General features: G+C 64.9%; 28 protein-coding genes and 1 tRNA gene. 1 reads left to right on the top strand and 28 read right to left on the bottom strand.

Annotation, left to right across the window (positions count from 1 at the left end; all coding sequences use genetic code 11):
* Positions 1 to 201: 201 nt before the first annotated feature.
* From AC07UH_RS03880 to AC07UH_RS03745, 28 genes are all read right to left on the bottom strand, one after another.
* Positions 202 to 846 carry an adenylate kinase gene (locus AC07UH_RS03880; RefSeq protein WP_038663359.1) on the bottom strand — a complete coding sequence of 215 codons (645 nt, stop codon included), beginning with the start codon at positions 844 to 846 and terminating at the stop codon, positions 202 to 204.
* 37 nt (positions 847 to 883) lie between these two features.
* On the bottom strand, positions 884 to 2,248 hold the full coding sequence (gene secY, locus AC07UH_RS03875; protein WP_038663362.1) for a preprotein translocase subunit SecY: 1,365 nt from the start codon (positions 2,246 to 2,248) through the stop codon (positions 884 to 886).
* A gap of 128 nt (positions 2,249 to 2,376) precedes the next feature.
* Positions 2,377 to 2,919 carry a 50S ribosomal protein L15 gene (gene rplO, locus AC07UH_RS03870; RefSeq protein WP_038663364.1) on the bottom strand — a complete coding sequence of 181 codons (543 nt, stop codon included), beginning with the start codon at positions 2,917 to 2,919 and terminating at the stop codon, positions 2,377 to 2,379.
* A gap of 195 nt (positions 2,920 to 3,114) precedes the next feature.
* The gene (rpmD, locus tag AC07UH_RS03865) at positions 3,115 to 3,291 is read right to left on the bottom strand and encodes a 50S ribosomal protein L30 (RefSeq protein WP_038663366.1); all 177 of its coding nucleotides are present in this window, start codon (positions 3,289 to 3,291) and stop codon (positions 3,115 to 3,117) included.
* Positions 3,292 to 3,296: 5 nt separating this feature from the next.
* Positions 3,297 to 4,076 carry a 30S ribosomal protein S5 gene (gene rpsE, locus AC07UH_RS03860; RefSeq protein ID WP_038663369.1) on the bottom strand — a complete coding sequence of 260 codons (780 nt, stop codon included), beginning with the start codon at positions 4,074 to 4,076 and terminating at the stop codon, positions 3,297 to 3,299.
* A gap of 1 nt (position 4,077) precedes the next feature.
* Positions 4,078 to 4,434, bottom strand: coding sequence for a 50S ribosomal protein L18 (gene rplR / locus AC07UH_RS03855; protein WP_038663371.1), 357 nt, complete (start codon positions 4,432 to 4,434; stop codon positions 4,078 to 4,080).
* Positions 4,434 to 4,967, bottom strand: a complete 534-nt coding sequence (gene rplF / locus AC07UH_RS03850) for a 50S ribosomal protein L6 (protein ID WP_038663374.1) — start codon at positions 4,965 to 4,967, stop codon at positions 4,434 to 4,436. Before rplF ends, rplR begins: the two co-directional genes overlap by 1 nt.
* Complete coding sequence (gene rpsH, locus AC07UH_RS03845; RefSeq protein WP_037534152.1) at positions 4,967 to 5,362, bottom strand: 30S ribosomal protein S8; 396 nt, start codon at positions 5,360 to 5,362, stop codon at positions 4,967 to 4,969. The genes rplF and rpsH overlap by 1 nt, the downstream gene beginning before the upstream one ends.
* Before the next feature lie 9 nt (positions 5,363 to 5,371).
* Positions 5,372 to 5,677 carry a 30S ribosomal protein S14 gene (gene rpsN, locus AC07UH_RS03840; protein ID WP_038663377.1) on the bottom strand — a complete coding sequence of 102 codons (306 nt, stop codon included), beginning with the start codon at positions 5,675 to 5,677 and terminating at the stop codon, positions 5,372 to 5,374.
* Positions 5,678 to 5,718: 41 nt separating this feature from the next.
* Entirely contained in the window at positions 5,719 to 6,306 is a 588-nt protein-coding gene (gene rplE, locus AC07UH_RS03835; protein WP_038663381.1) for a 50S ribosomal protein L5, read from the bottom strand.
* On the bottom strand, positions 6,299 to 6,616 hold the full coding sequence (gene rplX, locus AC07UH_RS03830) for a 50S ribosomal protein L24 (RefSeq protein ID WP_038663384.1): 318 nt from the start codon (positions 6,614 to 6,616) through the stop codon (positions 6,299 to 6,301). The genes rplE and rplX overlap by 8 nt, the downstream gene beginning before the upstream one ends.
* A complete protein-coding gene (gene rplN, locus AC07UH_RS03825) occupies positions 6,616 to 6,984 on the bottom strand; it encodes a 50S ribosomal protein L14 (protein WP_037534160.1) in 369 nt (122 codons plus the stop codon). The genes rplX and rplN overlap by 1 nt, the downstream gene beginning before the upstream one ends.
* A gap of 162 nt (positions 6,985 to 7,146) precedes the next feature.
* The gene (gene rpsQ, locus AC07UH_RS03820) at positions 7,147 to 7,419 is read right to left on the bottom strand and encodes a 30S ribosomal protein S17 (protein WP_037534161.1); all 273 of its coding nucleotides are present in this window, start codon (positions 7,417 to 7,419) and stop codon (positions 7,147 to 7,149) included.
* A gap of 10 nt (positions 7,420 to 7,429) precedes the next feature.
* The gene (gene rpmC, locus AC07UH_RS03815) at positions 7,430 to 7,633 is read right to left on the bottom strand and encodes a 50S ribosomal protein L29 (RefSeq protein WP_038663387.1); all 204 of its coding nucleotides are present in this window, start codon (positions 7,631 to 7,633) and stop codon (positions 7,430 to 7,432) included.
* 2 nt (positions 7,634 to 7,635) lie between these two features.
* Positions 7,636 to 8,070, bottom strand: a complete 435-nt coding sequence (gene rplP / locus AC07UH_RS03810; protein ID WP_037534163.1) for a 50S ribosomal protein L16 — start codon at positions 8,068 to 8,070, stop codon at positions 7,636 to 7,638.
* A gap of 13 nt (positions 8,071 to 8,083) precedes the next feature.
* Positions 8,084 to 8,791 (bottom strand): 30S ribosomal protein S3, encoded by a 708-nt coding sequence (gene rpsC, locus AC07UH_RS03805; protein WP_495179296.1) that lies wholly within the window; start codon positions 8,789 to 8,791, stop codon positions 8,084 to 8,086.
* Positions 8,791 to 9,168 (bottom strand): 50S ribosomal protein L22, encoded by a 378-nt coding sequence (gene rplV, locus AC07UH_RS03800; RefSeq protein ID WP_038663392.1) that lies wholly within the window; start codon positions 9,166 to 9,168, stop codon positions 8,791 to 8,793. The genes rpsC and rplV overlap by 1 nt, the downstream gene beginning before the upstream one ends.
* Complete coding sequence (gene rpsS / locus AC07UH_RS03795) at positions 9,168 to 9,443, bottom strand: 30S ribosomal protein S19 (protein WP_017979490.1); 276 nt, start codon at positions 9,441 to 9,443, stop codon at positions 9,168 to 9,170. The genes rplV and rpsS overlap by 1 nt, the downstream gene beginning before the upstream one ends.
* Before the next feature lie 2 nt (positions 9,444 to 9,445).
* Positions 9,446 to 10,285, bottom strand: a complete 840-nt coding sequence (gene rplB, locus AC07UH_RS03790) for a 50S ribosomal protein L2 (protein WP_037534170.1) — start codon at positions 10,283 to 10,285, stop codon at positions 9,446 to 9,448.
* Between the two features lie 5 nt (positions 10,286 to 10,290).
* Positions 10,291 to 10,602 carry a 50S ribosomal protein L23 gene (locus tag AC07UH_RS03785; RefSeq protein ID WP_038663397.1) on the bottom strand — a complete coding sequence of 104 codons (312 nt, stop codon included), beginning with the start codon at positions 10,600 to 10,602 and terminating at the stop codon, positions 10,291 to 10,293.
* Positions 10,595 to 11,221 carry a 50S ribosomal protein L4 gene (gene rplD / locus AC07UH_RS03780; RefSeq protein WP_038663400.1) on the bottom strand — a complete coding sequence of 209 codons (627 nt, stop codon included), beginning with the start codon at positions 11,219 to 11,221 and terminating at the stop codon, positions 10,595 to 10,597. The genes AC07UH_RS03785 and rplD overlap by 8 nt, the downstream gene beginning before the upstream one ends.
* Before the next feature lie 2 nt (positions 11,222 to 11,223).
* Positions 11,224 to 11,973, bottom strand: a complete 750-nt coding sequence (gene rplC / locus AC07UH_RS03775; protein WP_038663403.1) for a 50S ribosomal protein L3 — start codon at positions 11,971 to 11,973, stop codon at positions 11,224 to 11,226.
* Positions 11,974 to 12,260: 287 nt separating this feature from the next.
* Positions 12,261 to 12,569: a 30S ribosomal protein S10 gene (rpsJ, locus tag AC07UH_RS03770; RefSeq protein WP_007406109.1), complete on the bottom strand. Its 309-nt coding sequence runs from the start codon at positions 12,567 to 12,569 to the stop codon at positions 12,261 to 12,263.
* A gap of 271 nt (positions 12,570 to 12,840) precedes the next feature.
* Complete coding sequence (gene tuf, locus AC07UH_RS03765) at positions 12,841 to 14,034, bottom strand: elongation factor Tu (RefSeq protein ID WP_038663408.1); 1,194 nt, start codon at positions 14,032 to 14,034, stop codon at positions 12,841 to 12,843.
* 179 nt (positions 14,035 to 14,213) lie between these two features.
* Positions 14,214 to 16,310 (bottom strand): elongation factor G, encoded by a 2,097-nt coding sequence (fusA, locus tag AC07UH_RS03760; protein ID WP_495179297.1) that lies wholly within the window; start codon positions 16,308 to 16,310, stop codon positions 14,214 to 14,216.
* A gap of 84 nt (positions 16,311 to 16,394) precedes the next feature.
* On the bottom strand, positions 16,395 to 16,865 hold the full coding sequence (gene rpsG / locus AC07UH_RS03755) for a 30S ribosomal protein S7 (protein WP_037534182.1): 471 nt from the start codon (positions 16,863 to 16,865) through the stop codon (positions 16,395 to 16,397).
* Between the two features lie 57 nt (positions 16,866 to 16,922).
* The gene (gene rpsL / locus AC07UH_RS03750) at positions 16,923 to 17,294 is read right to left on the bottom strand and encodes a 30S ribosomal protein S12 (protein ID WP_010185487.1); all 372 of its coding nucleotides are present in this window, start codon (positions 17,292 to 17,294) and stop codon (positions 16,923 to 16,925) included.
* Between the two features lie 218 nt (positions 17,295 to 17,512).
* The gene (locus AC07UH_RS03745; RefSeq protein WP_495179298.1) at positions 17,513 to 18,532 is read right to left on the bottom strand and encodes an alpha/beta fold hydrolase; all 1,020 of its coding nucleotides are present in this window, start codon (positions 18,530 to 18,532) and stop codon (positions 17,513 to 17,515) included.
* 130 nt (positions 18,533 to 18,662) lie between these two features.
* Between AC07UH_RS03745 and AC07UH_RS03740 the strand changes: the two genes are divergently transcribed.
* Positions 18,663 to 18,738, top strand: a tRNA-Trp gene (locus tag AC07UH_RS03740).
* Positions 18,739 to 18,759: the final 21 nt, after the last annotated feature.

Genomic DNA, 18,759 nt, shown 5'->3' with positions numbered 1-18,759 from the left:
TGACAAAAACGTCATGATTGTAACGGGTTATGTCGGAATCGAGAAATGTCGGCGCCACGCTACATTCGTCATCCCCGCGCAGGCGGGGATCCATACGCGCGGACCTCACGATGAATCGCGGACGTCGAAGGTTATGGATCCCCGCCTTCGCGGGGATGACAGAGAGGGGCAGAAGGGAAAGGCGAGGCCATCGCCCCCCCCTTACCCGTCGAGGATCGCCGCGATCGCCTGCGAGACGTGATCGATGTCGGCCATGCCGTTGACGCGCTCGACCAGGCCGCGCGCCTGATAGATCGGCAGGATCGGCGCGGTCTTGGCGCGATATTCGGCCATGCGCGTCTGCACCGTCTCGGCATTGTCGTCGGGGCGGCGCTTGAACGCGGTCGAGCCGCAGACGTCGCAGACGCCCTCGACCTTCGGGCGCTTGAAGCGGTCGTGATAGCCCTCGCCGCAATTGGCGCAAGTGTAGCGGCCCTCGACGCGCTCGATCAGCGCGGCCTCGTCGACCTCCAGCTCGATGACATGGTCGAGCGTCAGGCCGCGCGCCTCGAGCAATTCGTCGAGCGCGACGGCCTGCGCGGCGGTGCGCGGATAGCCGTCGAAGATCGCCCCGCCCCCGACGCCCTGGTCGAGCCGCTCGCCGATCAGCGCCGAGACGATCGCGTCCGAGACGAGCTCGCCCGCCTCCATCACCGCCTTCGCCTGCTGGCCGACGGGCGTGCCCGCCTTGACCGCGGCGCGCAGCATGTCGCCGGTCGACAGTTGCTGCATCCCGCGCGTGGCCATCAGCCGCTGCGCCTGGGTGCCCTTGCCCGCTCCTGGCGGTCCGAGAAGGATGATGTTCACGCGAGCTCTCCCTGTTTGGCTCGTGGACTTGCCGACGTTAGCGGAGACGCCCGCCCTTCAGCTTCGCCTTCTTGATGAGATCGCCATATTGATGCGCGAGCAGATGGCTCTGGATCTGCGTCACCGTGTCCATCGTCACGTTGACGACGATCAGCAGGCTGGTGCCGCCGAGATAGAAAGGGATCGACAGCGCCGACACCAGATATTCGGGCAACAGGCAGATGATCGTCAGATAGGCCGCGCCGATTACGGTGATGCGGGTCAGCACGTAATCGAAGTAATTTTCGGTGTTCTTGCCCGGGCGGATGCCGGGGATGAACCCGCCATAGCGCTTGAGGTTGTCCGCGGTCTCTTCGGGATTGAAGACGACGGCGGTGTAGAAGAACGAGAAGAAGATGATGCCGGCGGCGTAGAGCGCCATGTACACCGGCTGGCCGTGCGCCAGATACTGGTTGAGGGTGATGATGAAATCGCCCCATTTCGACTGGCCGGCGACGCGCTGGCCCGCGAACTGGCTGATCGTCAGCGGCATCAGCAGCAGCGACGAGGCGAAGATCGGCGGGATCACGCCCGCGGTATTGATCTTGAGCGGCAGATGGCTGCGATCGGCCTGCATGCCGCGCTGCGTCTGGCGCTTGGGATATTGGATCAGGATGCGGCGCTGCGCGCGCTCCATGAAGCAGATGAACAGGATCAGCGCGACGACCGCGATGATGATGCCGATCAGCCGCACCGCGTCGATCGAACCCGACCGGCCACCCTCGAGCAGGTTGACGAGCGTGGTCGGCAGATGCGCGACGATGCCGGCCATGATGATGAGGCTGACGCCGTTGCCGATGCCGCGGCTGGTGATCTGCTCACCGAGCCACATCAGGAACATCGTGCCGCCGATCAGCGAGACCACCGCGGCGACGCGGAAGGTCATGCCCGGCTCGATCACCGCAGCGAGGCCGTTGCTCGCGCTCAGTGCCTCGAGCCCAACGGCGATGAAATAGCCCTGGATCGCGGTCAGCGCGACGGTGCCGTAGCGGGTATATTGGTTGAGCTTCTTGCGGCCCGATTCGCCTTCTTTCTTGATCGCGGCGAGCTGCGGCGACAGCGAGGTCGACAGCTGCACGACGATCGAGGCGGTGATATAGGGCATCACGCCGAGCGCGATCAGCGACATGCGGCTGAGCGAGCCGCCCGAGAAGGTGTTGAAGAAGTCGAGCACACCGCCCGTGGTGCGCTGGCTGAGCAGGCCCAAAGCGGTCGGGTCGATGCCCGGCAGCGGCACGTAGCTCAGCAGCCGGAAGACGATCAGCGCGCCGATCGTGAACCACAACCGCTTCTTGAGGTCGGTCGCCTGCGCGAACTTCGCGAGGCTGATGCTTTGCGCCATCTGATCGGCTGCGGATGCCATGCGTGTATCCTGGAAACAAAAACGGCGGGATGCGTTTGAACCGCCCCGCCGCTCATATAGGCGCTGGGTGCGCCTTGTCTAATCGGTCCGGCGCTTTGTGTCCCCGCGCGCGGCGGGGACACGAAAGATTACGCCTTGAACGACGCCTTCTTTTCCTGACGCGCCTTGTACTGCACGCCCTTCTTGGCGGCGGCCTTCTCGGCGGCGGGGACGATCGTCGGGATGTCGAGCGAACCGCCGGTCTTCTCGACCTGCGCGCGCGCACCCGCCGAAGCACCGGCGACGTGGAAGGCGAGCTTGGTGGTCAGCTCACCCTTGGCGAGCAGACGGACGCCGTCCTTGCCGCCACGGACGAGGCCGGCCGCCTTCAGCGCCGCCTGGTCGATCGTGCCGTCGGTCGACAGCTTGCCCGCGTCGATCGCCTTCTGGATCGCGCCGGTGTTCACCTCGGCATAATCCTTGGCGAAGATGTTGTTGAAGCCGCGCTTGGGCAGACGCATGTGGAGCGGCATCTGGCCGCCCTCGAAGCCGGCGATGCTGACGCCCTCGCGGCTCTTCTGACCCTTCTGGCCGCGGCCGCCGGTCTTGCCCTTGCCCGAGCCGATGCCGCGTCCGACGCGGATCTTGGACTTGCGGGCACCCTGGTTGTCGCGGAGTTCGTTGAGCTTCATGATATGCACTCGCTTTCGCTTTTGTCGCGCTGATGGAAAAAGGAAGGGGGCCGCTTAGCCCCCTTCCCCGTATTTGTCACTAGGTCGGGAACGCCAACACTTCCGTCACCCCGGACCAGGTCCGGGGTCCCGCTGCCTCCACCGAGGGAAGAAGCGGGACCCCGGCTCTTCGGCCGGGGTGACGGCACGTTGATGTCAGCCCTGTACCTCGATCATATGTGCAACCTTGCGGATCATCCCGCGGACCTCGGGGCTGTCTTCCAGCTCCGAGACCTTGTGCATCTTGTTGAGGCCGAGGCCGATCAGCGTCGCGCGCTGATCCTTGGTGCGGCGGATCGGCGAACCGGTCTGCTTGATCTTGATCGTCGCCATGTCAGTTACTCCACGACGGCCGCTGCGTCCGCCTCGGCGGTCTGCGAACCACCGCGGCCGAGCAGGTCGGCGATCTTCTTGCCACGACGCTGCGCGACCGACTTCGGCGAAGTCTGCTCACCCAGTGCCTCGAACGTGGCGCGGATCATGTTGTAGGGGTTGGACGTGCCGACCGACTTGGTCACCACGTCGGCAACGCCGAGGCTCTCGAAGATGGCGCGCATCGGGCCACCCGCGATGATGCCGGTGCCCTGCGGCGCCGAACGGAGCGTTACGCGACCGGCACCGAAGTGACCGTTGCCGTCGTGATGCAGCGTGCGGCCGTCCTTCAGCGGAACGCGAACCATCGCCTTCTTCGCGGCCGCAGTGGCCTTGGAGATGGCTTCCGGCACTTCGCGCGCCTTGCCGTGACCGAAGCCGACGCGGCCCTTGCCGTCACCGACGACGACCAGTGCGGCGAAACCGAAGCGCTTGCCGCCCTTCACCGTCTTCGAGACGCGGTTGATATGGACCAGCTTCTCGATCAGCTCTTCGCCGCCGTCATCCTGGCCGGGACGACCGCCACGGTTGTCGCGACCGCGACCGCCGTCACGACCACCGCGATTGCCACCGGGACCGCCGGGACCACGGCCACCGCCGCCGCCACCACGACCACCGCGCGGCGGACCGCCACGACCACCACCGGGACCGCCGAAGCCGCCCTGCTGGCCGCCCTGCGGCGCCGAATTGGCCTCCTGGGGAGCGCCTTCAGCCGCTGCGGGCTGCACGTTGTTCTCGTCAGCCATATTAGAACTCCAATCCGGCGGCACGCGCCGCCTCAGCCAGCGCCTTGACGCGGCCGTGGAACAGGAAGCCGCCACGATCGAACACGACCTGCGTCACGCCGGCGGCCTTCGCCGCCTCCGCCACGCGGGTGCCGACGGCGGTCGCTGCCGCGATGTTGGCGCCGGACGTGTCGCGCACGTCCTTCTCCAGTGTCGAGGCCGAAGCGACGGTCTTGCCGGCGACGTCGTCGATCACCTGGGCATACATGTGCTTGCCCGAGCGATGGATCGACAGCCGCGGGCGGGTGCCCGAACGTGCCTTCAGCGCGGTACGGTTGCGCCGACGGCGCTTCGCGAAAAGAGAGAGACCCTTGGTCATTACTTCTTCTTCCCTTCCTTGCGGAAGATGAACTCGCCGTCGTACTTGATGCCCTTGCCCTTGTACGGCTCGGGCTTGCGCCACTGACGGATCTCGGCGGCCAGCTGGCCGACCTTCTGCTTGTCGGAACCGCTGATCTCGACGGTCGTCGCGTCCGGCGTCTTGACCTCGATGCCTTCCGGCACGTCGATGTTGACGTCGTGGCTGTAGCCGAGCTGCAGCTTGAGGTTACGACCCTGCGCGGCGGCACGGTAGCCGACGCCGGTGATCAGCAGCTTCTTGGTGAAGCCGTCGGTCACACCGGTGACCAGGTTCTGCACCATCGTCCGCTGCATGCCCCAGAACGCGCGCGCGCGCTTGGTGTCGTTGGCCGGCTGCACCTGGATGCCGCCGTCCTCGAGCGTGTAGCTGATCTCGTCGCGGAGCGGCATGGTGAGGGTGCCCTTGGGGCCCTTCACGCTGATGATGCCGTCGTTGATCGTCGGGGTCACGCCGGCCGGCAAAGCGATCGGCTTCTTACCAATGCGGCTCATCAGAAGACCTCCGCGAGCACTTCGCCGCCGACATTCTGCTCGCGCGCTTCCGCGTCGGACAGAACGCCACGAGGCGTCGAAACGATGGTGATGCCGAGGCCGTTGCGGACGCGGGGAAGTTCCTGCGAGCCAGAATAGACGCGGCGGCCGGGCTTCGAGACGCGGGCGACATGCTTGATCGCCGGCTGGCCCTCGAAATACTTCAGCTCGATGCGGACGCCCGCTGCGGGGCCCATCTGCTCGTCGCTATAGCCACGGATATAGCCTTCGCGCTGCAGCACGTCGAGCACGCGGATGCGCAGCTTCGACGCCGGCGAGAGGACGGAGTCCTTCTTCGCGCGCTGGCCGTTGCGGATACGGGTGAGCAAATCACCCAGGGGATCGGTCACTGCCATGATGAATCCTTACCAGCTCGACTTGGTGAGACCGGGGATCATGCCCTTATTGGCCAGATCACGGAGCATCACGCGTGCGAGACGGAACTTGCGGTAATAAGCGCGCGGGCGGCCCGTGATCTCGCACCGGTTGCGGATGCGGGTCGGGTTCGCGTTGCGCGGCAGTTCCGCCATCTTGAGGCGAGCGATCAGACGCTCGCTCTCGTCGAGGCTCTGGTCATTCGCCATCGCCTTCAGCTTCGCCAGCTTGGGAGCATATTGCTTCACAAGCTTCTTGCGACGCTCATTCTTGTTGATCGAACTCAGTTTCGCCATGGACTTAAGCTCTCTTCCTTACTTCAGGAAAGCGAGGCTGCTCACGCAGCCTGCTTCTGCTGCTCAGCCTCGGGCTGAGGGAACGGGAAACCGAAGAGACGGAGCAGCTCGCGCGCCTCGTCGTCGGTCTTCGCCGTGGTGGTGACGATCACGTCCATGCCGCGCACCTTGTCGATGCGGTCATAGTTGATCTCGGGGAACACGATCTGCTCCTTGATGCCGCAGGCGTAATTGCCACGGCCGTCGAAGCTCTTCGGGTTGAGGCCGCGGAAATCGCGGACGCGGGGAAGAGCGATCGTGATGAAACGGTCGAGGAATTCGTACATGCGCTCGCGGCGAAGGGTGACCTTCACGCCGATCGGCATGCCCTCACGCAGCTTGAACTGCGCGATCGACTTCTTCGCCTTGGTGATCACGGGCTTCTGGCCGGCGATCAGCTCCATTTCGGAAGCGGCCTGGTCGACGCGCTTCTTGTCCTGGGTGGCCTCGCCGACGCCCATGTTGAGGACGATCTTCTCGATCCGGGGGATCTCGTTGACGTTCTTATAGCCGAACTTCTCGACCATCGCCTTGACGATCGTGTCCTCGTAGATGCCCTTCATGCGGGGCTTGTAGGCTGCATCAGCCATCGATCTTGTCCCCCGTCTTCACGGCCACGCGGACCTTCTTGCCGTCCTGCGTCTCGAAGCGGACGCGGGTGGGCTTGCCGTCGGCGGTCACGTGCGCGACCTTCGAGATGTGCAACGGCGCCTCGATCTTCTCGAGACCGCCCTGCGGGTTCGCCTGGGTCGGCTTGCGGTGACGCGTCGCGACGTTGACGCCGCCGACGACGACCTTGCCGTCCTTCGGCATCGCCAGGGTCACGGTGCCGGTCTTGCCCTTGTCCTTGCCGGACAGGACGATGACCTGGTCACCCTTCTTGATCTTCGCGGCGGCCATTACAGCACCTCGGGAGCGAGAGAGATGATCTTCATGTGCTTCTTGCCACGCAGCTCGCGCACGACCGGGCCGAAGATACGGGTGCCGATCGGCTCCTCGTTCTTGTTGACCAGGACGGCGGCGTTGCCGTCGAAGCGGATGGTCGAGCCATCGGCACGGTGGATGTCCTTGGCGGTGCGGACGATGACGGCGCGATGCACGTCACCCTTCTTCACCTTGCCGCGGGGCTGTGCTTCCTTGATGCTGACGACGATGATGTCGCCGACGGTGGCGGTACGACGCTTCGAGCCGCCCAGCACCTTGATGCACTGCACCCGCTTCGCGCCACTGTTGTCAGCGACGTCGAGATTGGATTGCATCTGGATCATCGATCCATTTCCTTCTCGTCTATGGGGTGGATACCGACCCAACCCCGCCTAAAATAACGACCCCGGCGCAGCGGACTGCACCGGGGGAGCGGCCCTGTACCCACTCCGCTGGCAGGACGCAAGCCCTGCCCTGTTCATCCGCCGGCCGAAGCCGGCGGTGAGTTATGCGTCGACGTCGACCCGCTCGGGCGTCGCATGGGTGTTGACCCGATCGACGACCTTCCAGGTCTTCAGCTTGGAGATCGGTGCGGTCTCTTCGATCCGCACGGTTTCACCCTGCTTGTACTCGTTCGCCTCGTCATGGGCGTGGTACTTCTTCGAGCGACGGATGATCTTGCCGTAGAGCGGGTGCTTGACCTTGCGCTCCACGTTCACGACCACCGTCTTGTCGCCCTTGTCGGACACGATCAGTCCGGTCAGCACGCGCTTCGGCATCTGATGTTCCTTACTTGGCAGCCGCGGCGCTGGTGCGCTGCGCCTGGAGGGTCTTGATCCGCGCGATGTCGCGACGGACTTCCTTGACGCGGCTCGGCTTCTCGAGCTGGTTCGTCGCCGCCTGGAAGCGGAGGTTGAACTGCTCGCGCTTCAGCTGGCCGAGGCTCTCGGACAGCTGATCGTCGCTCTGGCTAAGAAAATCGGACTTGGCCATTATCACTCGCCTCCGAGGTGGCTGGTGTCACCCAGGCGGGCGACGACCTTGACTTTGATCGGGAGCTTCATCGCGGCGCGCTCGAACGCCTCAGCGGCGATCTTGCCTTCGACGCCGTCGAGCTCGAACAGGATCCGGCCCGGCTTGACGCGGGCGGCCCAGAACTCGGGCGAACCCTTGCCCGAGCCCATACGGACTTCGGCCGGCTTCGACGAGACGGGCACGTCCGGGAAGATACGGATCCACAAACGCCCCTGGCGCTTGATGTGACGCGTGATCGCGCGGCGGGCCGCCTCGATCTGGCGTGCGGTGATCCGGTCCGGCTCCATCGCCTTCAGGCCGTACGACCCGAAGTTGAGGCTGGTGCCACCCTTGGCGTCGCCATGGATGCGGCCCTTGAAGGCCTTGCGGAATTTGGTGCGCTTTGGCTGCAACATGTCGTGTCAGTCCTTAACGACGGTCGTCGCGGGCCGGGCGGACGCCGGAGGTCTGAGCCTCCATCATCAGCCGGTCCTGCGCCATCGGGTCATGGCCGAGGATCTCGCCCTTGAAGACCCAGACCTTCACGCCGCACACGCCGTAGGACGTGTGGGCCTGGGCCTCGGCATAATCGATGTTCGCGCGCAGCGTGTGCAGCGGAACCCGACCTTCGCGATAGCTCTCCGAACGCGCGATCTCGGCGCCGCCGAGACGGCCGCCGCAAGCGACGCGGATGCCGTCGGCACCCAGGCGCATCGCCGACTGCACCGCACGCTTCATGGCGCGGCGGAAGGCGATACGACGCTCGAGCTGGTCGGCGATACCCTGTGCGACGAGCTTGGCGTCGATCTCCGGCTTGCGGATCTCAACGATGTTCAGCGACACGTCGGACTTGGTCATCGCGCCGATCGTCTTGCGCAGCTTCTCGATGTCCGAGCCCTTCTTGCCGATGATCACACCGGGACGGGCAGAGAAGATCGAGATGCGGCACAGCTTGGCCGGACGCTCGATGACGACCTTGGAGATGGCGGCCTGCGGCAGCGTCTTCATGATGAAGGCGCGGATCTTCAGATCCTCCAGCAGCAGCTGGCCATAATCATGGCCTTCGGCGAACCAGCGGCTGTCCCAGGTCCGGTTGATCTGGAGCCGCATGCCGATGGGGTTGCTCTTGTGACCCATTATGCTTCTTCCTGCTCGCGCACGACGATGCGCAGACGGCTGAACGGCTTCAGGATGCGGGTGGACTTGCCACGGCCGCGGGTCGCGAAGCGCTTCATGGTGATCGACTTGCCGACCGAGGCCTCGGCGACGACGAGCGCGTCGACGTCGAGGTTGTGGTTGTTCTCGGCGTTGGCGATGGCCGAGGCCAGCACCTTGCGCGCGTCGATCGCCATCGCCTTGGTCGAGAACTGAAGGATGCTCATCGCATCGCCGACCGGCTTGTTGCGGATCAGCGCCGCAACGAGGTTCAGCTTCTGCGCCGAACCACGGATCTGCGTCGCGACGGCAAGCGCTTCCTTCTCGCCGACCTTGCGGGGGGATACAGGCTTGCTCATCAGCGCTTGCCCTTCTTGTCAGCGGCGTGACCCGGGAAGTAGCGCGTCGGCGCGAACTCACCCAGCTTCATGCCGACCATGTCTTCATTGACCGACACCGGCACGAACTTGCGACCGTTGTAGACGTTGAACGTGAGGCCGACGAACGACGGCAGGATGGTGGAACGACGCGACCAGGTCTTGATCGGCGCGCGGCCACCGGCATCCTGCGCGGTTTCCGCCTTCTTCAGAAGGCTCAGTTCGACGAACGGGCCCTTCCAGACTGAACGAGCCATGGTTAGCCCTTCCTCTTAGTCGAATGACGCGACCGGATGATCATCTTGTCGGTCGACTTATTGTGACGGGTGCGAGCACCCTTGGTCGGCTTGCCCCAAGGCGTAACCGGATGACGGCCGCCCGAGGTCCGGCCTTCGCCACCGCCGTGCGGATGGTCGACCGGGTTCTTGGCGACGCCGCGGGTCAGCGGACGCTTGCCCATCCAGCGCGAACGCCCGGCCTTGCCGAGGTTCTGGTTCTGGTTGTCCGGGTTCGACACCGCACCGACCGTCGCCATGCACTCGCCACGGATGTAGCGCTGCTCGCCCGAGTTGAGGCGGACGATGACCATGCCGCGGTCACGACCGACGACCTGCACGTAGGTGCCGGCCGAACGGGCGATCTGACCACCCTTGCCCGGCTTCATCTCCACGTTGTGGACGATGGTGCCGACGGGCACCTGGCCCAGCTCCATGGCGTTGCCCGGCTTGGTGTCGGTCTTCTTGGCCGCGAGGACCTTGTCGCCCGGCGCCAGCCGCTGCGGCGCGATGATGTAGGCCAGCTCTTCGTCGGCATACTTCACCAGCGCGATGAACGCGGTGCGGTTGGGGTCATATTCCAGTCGCTCGACCGTGCCTTCGACGTCCCACTTGCGACGCTTGAAGTCGACGTAGCGATACTTCTGCTTGTGACCGCCGGCGATGCCGCGCGACGTCACATGACCCTTGTTGTTGCGACCACCGGTCTTGCGCTTGCCTTCGGTAAGCGCCTTGACCGGCTTGCCCTTGTAGAGCGCGGATTTGTCGACGAGGATCAGGCCGCGGCGGGCCGGGCTCGTCGGGTTGTAATGCTTGAGTGCCATGACCCTTAGATCCCCGTCGTCACGTCGATGGACTGGCCGTCCTTCAGGGTGACAATGGCCTTCTTCATGTCCGAGCGCTGGTAAGGAGCGCCCTTCCACTTCTTGGTCTTGCCCTTCTGGACGATCGTGTTCACGCCGGTCACGGTGACGTCGAAGAGAGCCTCGACGGCAGCCTTGATCTCGGGCTTGGTCGCGTCGTTCGCGACCTTGAACACGACGGCGTTATGCTCGGAGAGCAAGGTCGCCTTTTCGGTGATGTGCGGCGCGACGATCACGTCATAGTGACGGTTGTCGACGGCCTTCTGCTGCTTAGCCATTGAAGCGAGCCTCCAGCTTCTCGACCGCCGCGCGGGTCAGCACCAGCGTGTCAGCCTTCAGGATGTCATAGACGTTGGCACCGGCGGACGGCAGCACGTTGATGCCGTGCAGGTTGCCCGCGGCGAGCGCGAAGCTCGTCTCGACAGCGTCGCCGTCGATGACCAGCGCCGACTTGCCGAAGCCGAGCTTGGCGAGATCGCCGACCAGCGTCTTGGTCTTGTTGTTCTCGACCGCGATGCTGTCCATGACGATCAGCGAGCCGGCCTTGGCATGGCTCGAGAGGGCCATCTTCAGACCGAGGGCGCGAATCTTCTTGTTCAGACCGGGGTTGAAGTCACGGACGCGGGCGCCGTGAGCCTTACCACCGCCGATGAAGACGGGAGCGCGGCGATCGCCGTGACGGGCGGTACCGCCGCCCTTCTGGCGACCGAACTTCTTGCCGGTGCGCGCGACGTCCGCACGCTCGCGGGTGCCACGAGCCGTCTCGCGACGCTTCTCGAGCTGCCAGGTGACCACGCGGTGCAGGATGTCGGCGCGCGGATCGAGGCCGAAGACCTCGTCGTTGAGCTCGACGTCCGCCGCAGCGGTGCCGGCGAAGGATTGAACCTTGACCTTCACGTTCAGCCCTCCTGGCCGTCGGTAGCTTCCGGCGCGCTCGTCTCTGCGGGCGTGTCGGCTGCGGTGTTGCTGTTGGCAGCCTGCTTCAGGCTGGCGGGATAGGGAGCCTCGGCATGCGCCTTGACCTTGACCGCGTCCTTCACGAACAGCCAGCCGCCCTTCGAACCGGGCACCGAGCCCTTGACGAAGATGAGGCCGCGCTCGGCGTCGGTACCGACGATCTCGAGGTTCTGCTGCGTGCGGTTGCGGTCGCCCATGTGGCCGGCCATCTTCTTGTTCTTGAAGACCTTGCCCGGATCCTGGCGCTGACCGGTCGAACCGAGCGAACGGTGCGAGACCGAAACGCCGTGCGTCGCGCGCAGACCCTTGAAGTTCCAGCGCTTCATGCCGCCGGCGAAGCCCTTACCCTGGGTACGACCCTGGATATCGACCAGCTGACCGGCGACGAAATGCTCGGCCGAGATTTCCGCACCGACGTCGAGGAGATTGTCCTCGCTGACGCGGAATTCGGCGACGACCGCCTTGGGCTCGACCTCGGCCTTGCCGAAGTGGCCGCGCTGCGGCTTGGCGACATTCTTGGCTTTTGCGACGCCAGCACCGAGCTGAACGGCAGTGTAGCCATCACGATCTTGTTCGCGACGGGCAATGACCTGGAGGCCTTCGAGCTGCAGGACGGTGACCGGCACGTGGCGGCCATCATCCTGGAACAGGCGGGTCATACCCATTTTCTTCGCGATCACGCCAGTGCGCATGATCCATTACTCCATTACAGAGGCACGCCCGGGACCATTCCCGTACGTGCGTGCGGCACCTCGCAAAAGGTGCCATCCAGCCCGATTGTATGTACGTCGCCCCGTCCCGGGCTGGTCGCCCCCGTTGCCGGGAACATGACGGGAGACGCTGGCCCGGCAACCGAAGCGGCCGGCGGTATCTCGTGTCTGTCAGGTACTCCGCCGTGGCGAAGGTCCCGAACCGCTGCTTCGCCTAAGCGGAAAACAGCAAACCCGCGGGACTCACGTCGACCGCGGGATGCGGGCCATTACGCCAGCTTGATCTCGACGTCAACGCCTGCGGCGAGGTCGAGCTTCATGAGCGCGTCCACGGTCTGCGGGGTCGGCTGTACGATGTCGAGCATGCGCTTGTAGGTGCGGACCTCGAACTGCTCGCGCGACTTCTTGTCGATGTGCGGACCGCGGTTGACGGTGAACTTCTCGATGCGGGTCGGCAGCGGAATCGGGCCGCGGATGAGCGCGCCGGTGCGGCGCGCGGTGTCGGCGATGTCGCCGGTCGCCTGGTCGAGCACACGATGATCGAACGCCTTGAGGCGAATGCGGATATTGCTGTCCATGATCCCTACCGATGCGAAGGAGCACGACCCCGGCCGTCTCCACCGCCGGTTGGCGGAGGACTCGTGCCGCTGGTGCTGGACCGGCGGGATGAGATCGGCTGCCCGTTATGACGGATGCAGCGCGACGACGAGAAAGAGCCGTAACTCAGTAAAACTTGGAGGAGCGCCCTTAAAGGAGCCCTCATTAAATAGCAACAGCCCGACACTCCTTTTTGGGAGTGCCGGGCCGCTGTTTTTCGATCGGGCCGGCGCCGTGACGCCGGTCCGGATCTTACTTGGCGATTTCGCTCACGACGCCCGCGCCGACGGTACGACCGCCCTCACGGATGGTGAAGCGCTGGCCGACGTCCATAGCGATCGGCGCGATCAGCTTGATGCCGAGCGAAATGTTGTCGCCGGGCATGACCATCTCGGTGCCCTCGGGCAGCTCGACGGTGCCGGTCACGTCCGTCGTGCGGAAGTAGAACTGCGGACGATAGTTGGCGAAGAACGGCGTGTGACGGCCACCCTCTTCCTTCGACAGCACGTACACTTCCGACTGGAAGTCGGTGTGCGGCTTGATCGAGCCGGGCTTGCAGAGCACCTGGCCACGCTCGACTTCGTCGCGCGCAACACCGCGGATCAGCGCACCGACGTTGTCGCCCGCCTGGCCCTGGTCGAGCAGCTTGCGGAACATCTCGACACCGGTGACGGTGGTCTTGCGGACGGTCGGGTGGATACCGACGATCTCGACTTCCTCACCGACCTTGACGATGCCGGTCTCGACGCGGCCCGTGACGACCGTACCGCGACCCGAGATCGAGAACACGTCCTCGATCGGCATCATGAACGGCTTGTCGAGCGGACGCTCCGGCTGCGGGATGTACTCGTCGACCTGCTTCATCAGCTCGAGCACGGCGTCCTTGCCGAACGTGTCGTTCGAACCCGACAGCGCGCAGGTCGCCGAACCCTTGATGATGGGGATATCGTCGCCCGGGAATTCGTACGAGCTGAGCAGCTCGCGGATTTCCAGCTCGACCAGCTCGAGGATTTCCTCGTCGTCGACCAGATCGACCTTGTTCATGAACACGACCATCGCCGGCACGCCGACCTGACGGGCGAGCAGGATGTGCTCGCGGGTCTGCGGCATCGGGCCGTCGGTGGCCGACACGACCAGGATCGCGCCGTCCATCTGCGCGGCGCCGGTGATCATGTTCTTCACATAGTCGGCGTGGCCCGGGCAATCGACGTGCGCATAGTGGCGGTTCGGCGTCTCATACTCGACGTGCGCGGTCGAGATGGTGATGCCGCGCTCGCGCTCTTCCGGCGCCTTGTCGATGTTCGCGAAGTCGACGGCGGTGCCGCCGGTCGTCTCTGCCAGCACCTTGGTGATCGCGGCGGTCAGCGACGTCTTGCCATGGTCGACGTGGCCGATGGTACCGATGTTGAGATGCGGCTTGTTCCGCTCGAATTTTGCCTTAGCCATTTTCCTACCTTCTGATTCGAATTCGGTGCCGCCGGGGCCACGCGAACGCGGCCCTTTAGCGGTAGATGATTGGTAACGCCAGCCCCTGCCCGCAGCCTAAGTCCGGCGATTGCCGGCATCAGGCGCGGGTGGCAGGCCTCTCGGCATCCCGGGGCCAGGTCACCCTGGCCCCGTGCGCCTTAGGCCATCTTCGCCTTGATCTCGTCGGCGACGTTAGTCGGGACCTCGTCGTAGTGCGAGAACTGCATGCTGTACTGCGCGCGGCCCTGAGTGAACGAGCGGAGCTGGTTCACGTAGCCGAACATGTTGGCCAGCGGCACCATCGCCTCGACCGTCTGCGCGTTGCCGCGGCTGTCGGTGCCCTGAATCTGGCCACGACGGCTGTTCATGTCGCCGATGACGTCGCCGAGATAATCCTCGGGGGTGACGACCTCGACCTTCATGATCGGCTCGAGCAGCTTGATGCCGGCCTTCTGGGCCGCTTCGCGCATCGCGCCGCGCGCGCAGATTTCGAACGCCAGCGCCGACGAGTCGACGTCATGGTAGGCGCCGTCGTACAGATGGACCTCGAAGTCGATGATCGGGAAGCCGATCAGCGAACCCGTCTCGGCGGTCTCGCGCATGCCCTTCTCAACGGAGGGGATATACTCCTTCGGGATGTTGCCGCCCTTGACCTCGTCGAAGAACTGGAAGCCCGAGCCACGCTCGCCGGGGACGACCGTCAGCTTGACGCGACCGAACTGACCCGAACCACCCGACTGCTTCTTGTGGGTGTAGTCGATGTCGACCTTCTTCGCGAGATATTCGCGATAGGCCACCTGCGGAGCGCCGACGTTGGCCTCGACCTTGAACTCGCGCTTCATGCGGTCGACGAGGATCTCGAGGTGGAGCTCGCCCATCCCCTTGATGATCGTCTGGCCCGATTCGGCGTCCGACGAGACACGGAACGACGGGTCCTCGCGCGCGAGACGATTGAGCGCGACGCCCATCTTCTCCTGGTCGGCCTTGGTCTTCGGCTCCACCGACAGCTCGATCACGGGCTCGGGGAATTCCATCCGCTCGAGGATGATCGGGGCGTTGATCGCGCAGAGCGTGTCACCGGTCGTGGTATCCTTGAGACCCGCCAGCGCGACGATGTCGCCGGCATAGGCCACCTGGATGTCCTCGCGGTCGTTCGCATGCATGAGCAGCATGCGGCCGACCTTTTCCTTCTTGTCCTTGACCGAGTTGGTCACCTGCGACGCCGCCTCGAGCTTGCCCGAATAGATGCGCGCGAAGGTCAGCGTGCCGACGAACGGATCGTTCATGATCTTGAACGCCAGCGCCGAGAACGGCGCGGTGTCGTCCGACGGACGCTCGTCCGGCGTCTCGCCGTCGAGCTTCACGCCCTTGATCGCCGGAACGTCGAGCGGCGACGGCAGATAGTCGACGACCGCGTCGAGCAGCGGCTGCACGCCCTTGTTCTTGAACGCCGAGCCGCAGACGACCGGCACGAATGCCATGCCGAGCGTGCCCTTGCGGATCAGCATCTTGAGGTCGGCGACCGACGGCTCGTTGCCCTCGAGATACGCCTCCATCAGCGCATCGTCCTGCTCGACCGCCATCTCGATCAGCTCGCTGCGGTACTTGGCGGCCTTGTCCGCCATGTCCTCAGGGATGTCCTGATATTCGAACTTCGCGCCGAGGCTCTCTTCGAGCCAGATGATCGCGCGGTTGTTCACGAGGTCGACGAGGCCCTTGAAGCCGCCTTCCATGCCGATCGGCAGGTACAGGACGGCCGGACGCGCGCCGAGACGCTCGATGATCGAATCGACACAGAAGTAGAAATCGGCACCGGTGCGGTCGAGCTTGTTGACGAAGCACATGCGCGGCACGCCGTACTTGTCGGCCTGACGCCACACGGTCTCGGACTGCGGCTCGACGCCGGCGACGCCGTCGAAGCAGGCGACCGCACCGTCGAGCACGCGCAGCGAACGCTCGACCTCGATCGTGAAGTCGACGTGGCCCGGGGTGTCGATGATGTTGATGCGGTGTTCCGCACCCTTGCCCTCGTCAGCCGACCAGAAGCACGTGGTCGCGGCGGACGTGATCGTGATCCCGCGCTCCTGCTCCTGCTCCATCCAGTCCATCGTCGCGGTGCCTTCGTGCACTTCGCCGATCTTGTAGGACTTGCCGGTGTAATAGAGGATGCGCTCGGTCGTGGTCGTCTTGCCGGCGTCGATGTGCGCCATGATGCCGATGTTGCGATAGCGATCGAGCGGATGGCTGCGGGCCATGATCGTGGTTTCCTTAGAGATGTGGGGAGCGCAGCTTCCGCCGGCTCCCCACGATATAGGTTAGAAGGTCGAGGCTTCCAAGCCTTACCAGCGGTAGTGGCTGAAGGCGCGGTTGGCTTCGGCCATACGGTGCGTGTCTTCGCGCTTCTTCACCGCGTTGCCGCGGTTGTTGGCGGCATCCATCAGCTCGCCCGACAGGCGCGCCGACATGGTGTTCTCGCTGCGCGCACGGGCGGCGGCGATCAGCCAGCGGATGGCCAGCGCCTGGGCGCGCTCCGGACGGACCTCAACGGGGACCTGATAGGTCGCGCCGCCGACGCGGCGCGAACGCACCTCGATGCCCGGCTTGATGTTGTTGAGCGCGTCATGGAACACGCCGATCGGCTCGCGCTTCGCGCGGCTTTCGACGGTTTCGAGCGCACCGTAGACGATCAGTTCCGCGACGGACTTCTTGCCGTCGAGCATGACCGAATTCATGAACTTCGAGAGAACCTCATCCCCGAACTTGGGGTCAGGCAGGATGACCCGCTTTTCGGGACGACGACGACGTGCCATTTCAAAAACCTTTCTAACTTCAGCCTGGTGGATGATCCCGCAGAGGGGACATCCGGCTTACTTCGGACGCTTGGCGCCGTACTTGGAGCGGGACTGACGGCGATCCTTGACGCCCTGCGTATCGAGCACGCCGCGCAGGACGTGGTAGCGGACGCCGGGAAGATCGCGCACACGGCCGCCGCGGATCAGGACCACCGAGTGCTCCTGAAGGTTGTGGCCTTCGCCCGGAATGTAGCTGATGACTTCGCGGCTGTTGGTCAGGCGGACCTTGGCCACCTTGCGCAGCGCCGAGTTCGGCTTCTTCGGGGTCGTCGTGTAGACGCGGGTGCAGACGCCGCGCTTCTGCGGGTTCTGCTCCATCGCAGGGACCTTCGACTTGGCCTTCTGCGGGTCGCGGCCCTTGCGGACCAGCTGGTTGATCGTCGGCATGAAGCCTTCACCTCGTATGTGGGTTACTTTGCTGGAGCCTTCACAGCACTTCGGAATACAAAAAGGGACGGATGGCGGCGCATGCACCACCCCGGCCCCACAACTTTGCATCCAGCAATGTTCAAGCATGTCCGACGGATCGCTCCGACGGACGGGGCGGGCCTATACGCAGAGTCGCGCCGCGGGTCAACGGGGCGCCCGTCCCCCGAGCGGGCCGCCTAGCGCCGCGCGGCGAGCGTCGCCAGCAACACCTTCTCGAATCGCGCCGGATCCTCGACCTGCGGCGAATGGCCGAGCCCGTCGAGCGGGACGAGCGTCGCATTGGGCATCTGCGTCACCGCTTTCTTGGCGACGATCGGGATCGCCTCGAGGAACTGGCGCAGGTTGGGCGGCGTCTGCGCCCGGCCGAAGGCGGTCCGGTCGAGCGTGCCGATGAGCAGCGTCGTCGGCGGCTTCAGACGGTACAGCTCGTGCGCGACCGGCTGCGTCTTGATCATCTCGCTGGTCTTGGCCTGGGCGAGCGCCACCGCGTCGCGCCCCGCCCCCTGATACATGCCCGCCAGCATCCACACCCAGCGATCGTAGGCCGGCTTCCAGGTGCCGTGATAGTAATTCTGCTGCTGATAGGCCTTGATCGACGCATAGCTCGCCTTGCGCTCGCCCGCCCACAGCGTGTCGACGTCGACGTACGGCAGCCCCTCCTCCGACCGGTCCTTGAGGCCGAGCGGATTGACCAGCACCAGCCGCTCGACCGCCTCCGGGTACAGGATGACGAAGCGCATCGCGAGCATGCCGCCGAAGGAATGACCGACGATCGCCGCACGGCCGATGCCGCGCGCCTCCATCAGCCGGCGGGTGAAGGACGCCAGCATCTCGAAACTATATTGGGCGGCGCGCGGCTTCGCCGATTTGCAGAAGCCGATTTGGTCGGGAACGAGGACGCGATAGCCGGCATTGGCGAGCGCCCGCGCGCTGCTTTCCCACGTCGCGCCGCAGAAATTCTTGCCGTGCAGCAGCACCACGCTGCGGCCGTTCGGCCGTGCCGGGGCGATGTCCATGAAGGCCATCGTCGCGGGCTGGCCGACGATGTCGAAGGTCATCGTCTGCACCGGCCAGGGATACGTGAAGCGTTCGAGATTGGGGCCGAGCTCGGGCACCGCGACCGGATCGGCGGCGATTCCGACCGCAGGCAGACATGCGAGCGCCAGTGCCGCACCCGTCGCCATGATCTTCGCCAACCGTCGTCTCCCGTGCCTGTTTCGTTACTGCCCCATAATGAGAACGCTACCGCCCGTCACCCGTGCGATGACGATCGCACAGGACCGTCTTGCCCTTTTTTTCGCAAGGCGGTAGAGGCCGCGGCGCTGCAGGAGTGTAGCTCAGTTGGTAGAGCATCGGTCTCCAAAACCGAGGGCCCACGGTTCGAGTCCGTGCACTCCTGCCAGTCCCGCCCGCGACGCGCCGG

The organism is Sphingomonas sp. GW821-FHT04B01, from assembly GCF_059420425.1.
This window is presented reverse-complemented; position numbering and strand designations above follow the sequence as displayed.

What these genes read in the sequence shown, in the direction of transcription:
- secY (WP_038663362.1), bottom strand. Translation starts at nt 2,248, where the DNA reads ATGGCATCCGCAGCCGATCAGATGGCGCAAAGCATCAGCCTCGCGAAG.
- fusA (WP_495179297.1), bottom strand. Translation starts at nt 16,310, where the DNA reads ATGGCCCGCAGCCATCCGCTCGATCGCTATCGCAACATCGGCATCATG.
- rpsG (WP_037534182.1), bottom strand. Translation starts at nt 16,865, where the DNA reads ATGGCACGTCGTCGTCGTCCCGAAAAGCGGGTCATCCTGCCTGACCCC.
- rpsJ (WP_007406109.1), bottom strand. Translation starts at nt 12,569, where the DNA reads ATGGACAGCAATATCCGCATTCGCCTCAAGGCGTTCGATCATCGTGTG.
- rpmC (WP_038663387.1), bottom strand. Translation starts at nt 7,633, where the DNA reads ATGGCCAAGTCCGATTTTCTTAGCCAGAGCGACGATCAGCTGTCCGAG.
- rpsL (WP_010185487.1), bottom strand. Translation starts at nt 17,294, where the DNA reads ATGCCGACGATCAACCAGCTGGTCCGCAAGGGCCGCGACCCGCAGAAG.
- rplP (WP_037534163.1), bottom strand. Translation starts at nt 8,070, where the DNA reads ATGTTGCAGCCAAAGCGCACCAAATTCCGCAAGGCCTTCAAGGGCCGC.
- tuf (WP_038663408.1), bottom strand. Translation starts at nt 14,034, where the DNA reads ATGGCTAAGGCAAAATTCGAGCGGAACAAGCCGCATCTCAACATCGGT.
- rplB (WP_037534170.1), bottom strand. Translation starts at nt 10,285, where the DNA reads ATGGCACTCAAGCATTACAACCCGACGAGCCCGGCCCGCCGCGGCCTG.
- rplF (WP_038663374.1), bottom strand. Translation starts at nt 4,967, where the DNA reads ATGAGCCGCATTGGTAAGAAGCCGATCGCTTTGCCGGCCGGCGTGACC.
- rpsC (WP_495179296.1), bottom strand. Translation starts at nt 8,791, where the DNA reads ATGGGTCACAAGAGCAACCCCATCGGCATGCGGCTCCAGATCAACCGG.
- rplE (WP_038663381.1), bottom strand. Translation starts at nt 6,306, where the DNA reads ATGGCTGATGCAGCCTACAAGCCCCGCATGAAGGGCATCTACGAGGAC.
- rpsE (WP_038663369.1), bottom strand. Translation starts at nt 4,076, where the DNA reads ATGGCTGACGAGAACAACGTGCAGCCCGCAGCGGCTGAAGGCGCTCCC.
- rplX (WP_038663384.1), bottom strand. Translation starts at nt 6,616, where the DNA reads ATGGCCGCCGCGAAGATCAAGAAGGGTGACCAGGTCATCGTCCTGTCC.
- rpsQ (WP_037534161.1), bottom strand. Translation starts at nt 7,419, where the DNA reads ATGCCGAAGCGCGTGCTGACCGGACTGATCGTGTCCGACAAGGGCGAC.
- rplR (WP_038663371.1), bottom strand. Translation starts at nt 4,434, where the DNA reads ATGACCAAGGGTCTCTCTCTTTTCGCGAAGCGCCGTCGGCGCAACCGT.
- rpsS (WP_017979490.1), bottom strand. Translation starts at nt 9,443, where the DNA reads ATGGCTCGTTCAGTCTGGAAGGGCCCGTTCGTCGAACTGAGCCTTCTG.
- rplV (WP_038663392.1), bottom strand. Translation starts at nt 9,168, where the DNA reads ATGAGCAAGCCTGTATCCCCCCGCAAGGTCGGCGAGAAGGAAGCGCTT.
- rpmD (WP_038663366.1), bottom strand. Translation starts at nt 3,291, where the DNA reads ATGGCGACGATCAAGATCAAGCAGACCGGTTCGCCGATCCGCCGCACC.
- rplN (WP_037534160.1), bottom strand. Translation starts at nt 6,984, where the DNA reads ATGATCCAGATGCAATCCAATCTCGACGTCGCTGACAACAGTGGCGCG.
- AC07UH_RS03785 (WP_038663397.1), bottom strand. Translation starts at nt 10,602, where the DNA reads ATGGCTAAGCAGCAGAAGGCCGTCGACAACCGTCACTATGACGTGATC.
- rpsH (WP_037534152.1), bottom strand. Translation starts at nt 5,362, where the DNA reads ATGGCAGTGACCGATCCCCTGGGTGATTTGCTCACCCGTATCCGCAAC.
- rplO (WP_038663364.1), bottom strand. Translation starts at nt 2,919, where the DNA reads ATGAAGCTCAACGAACTCCGCGACAACCAGGGTGCCCGCAAGTCCAAG.
- rpsN (WP_038663377.1), bottom strand. Translation starts at nt 5,677, where the DNA reads ATGGCGAAACTGAGTTCGATCAACAAGAATGAGCGTCGCAAGAAGCTT.
- rplC (WP_038663403.1), bottom strand. Translation starts at nt 11,973, where the DNA reads ATGCGCACTGGCGTGATCGCGAAGAAAATGGGTATGACCCGCCTGTTC.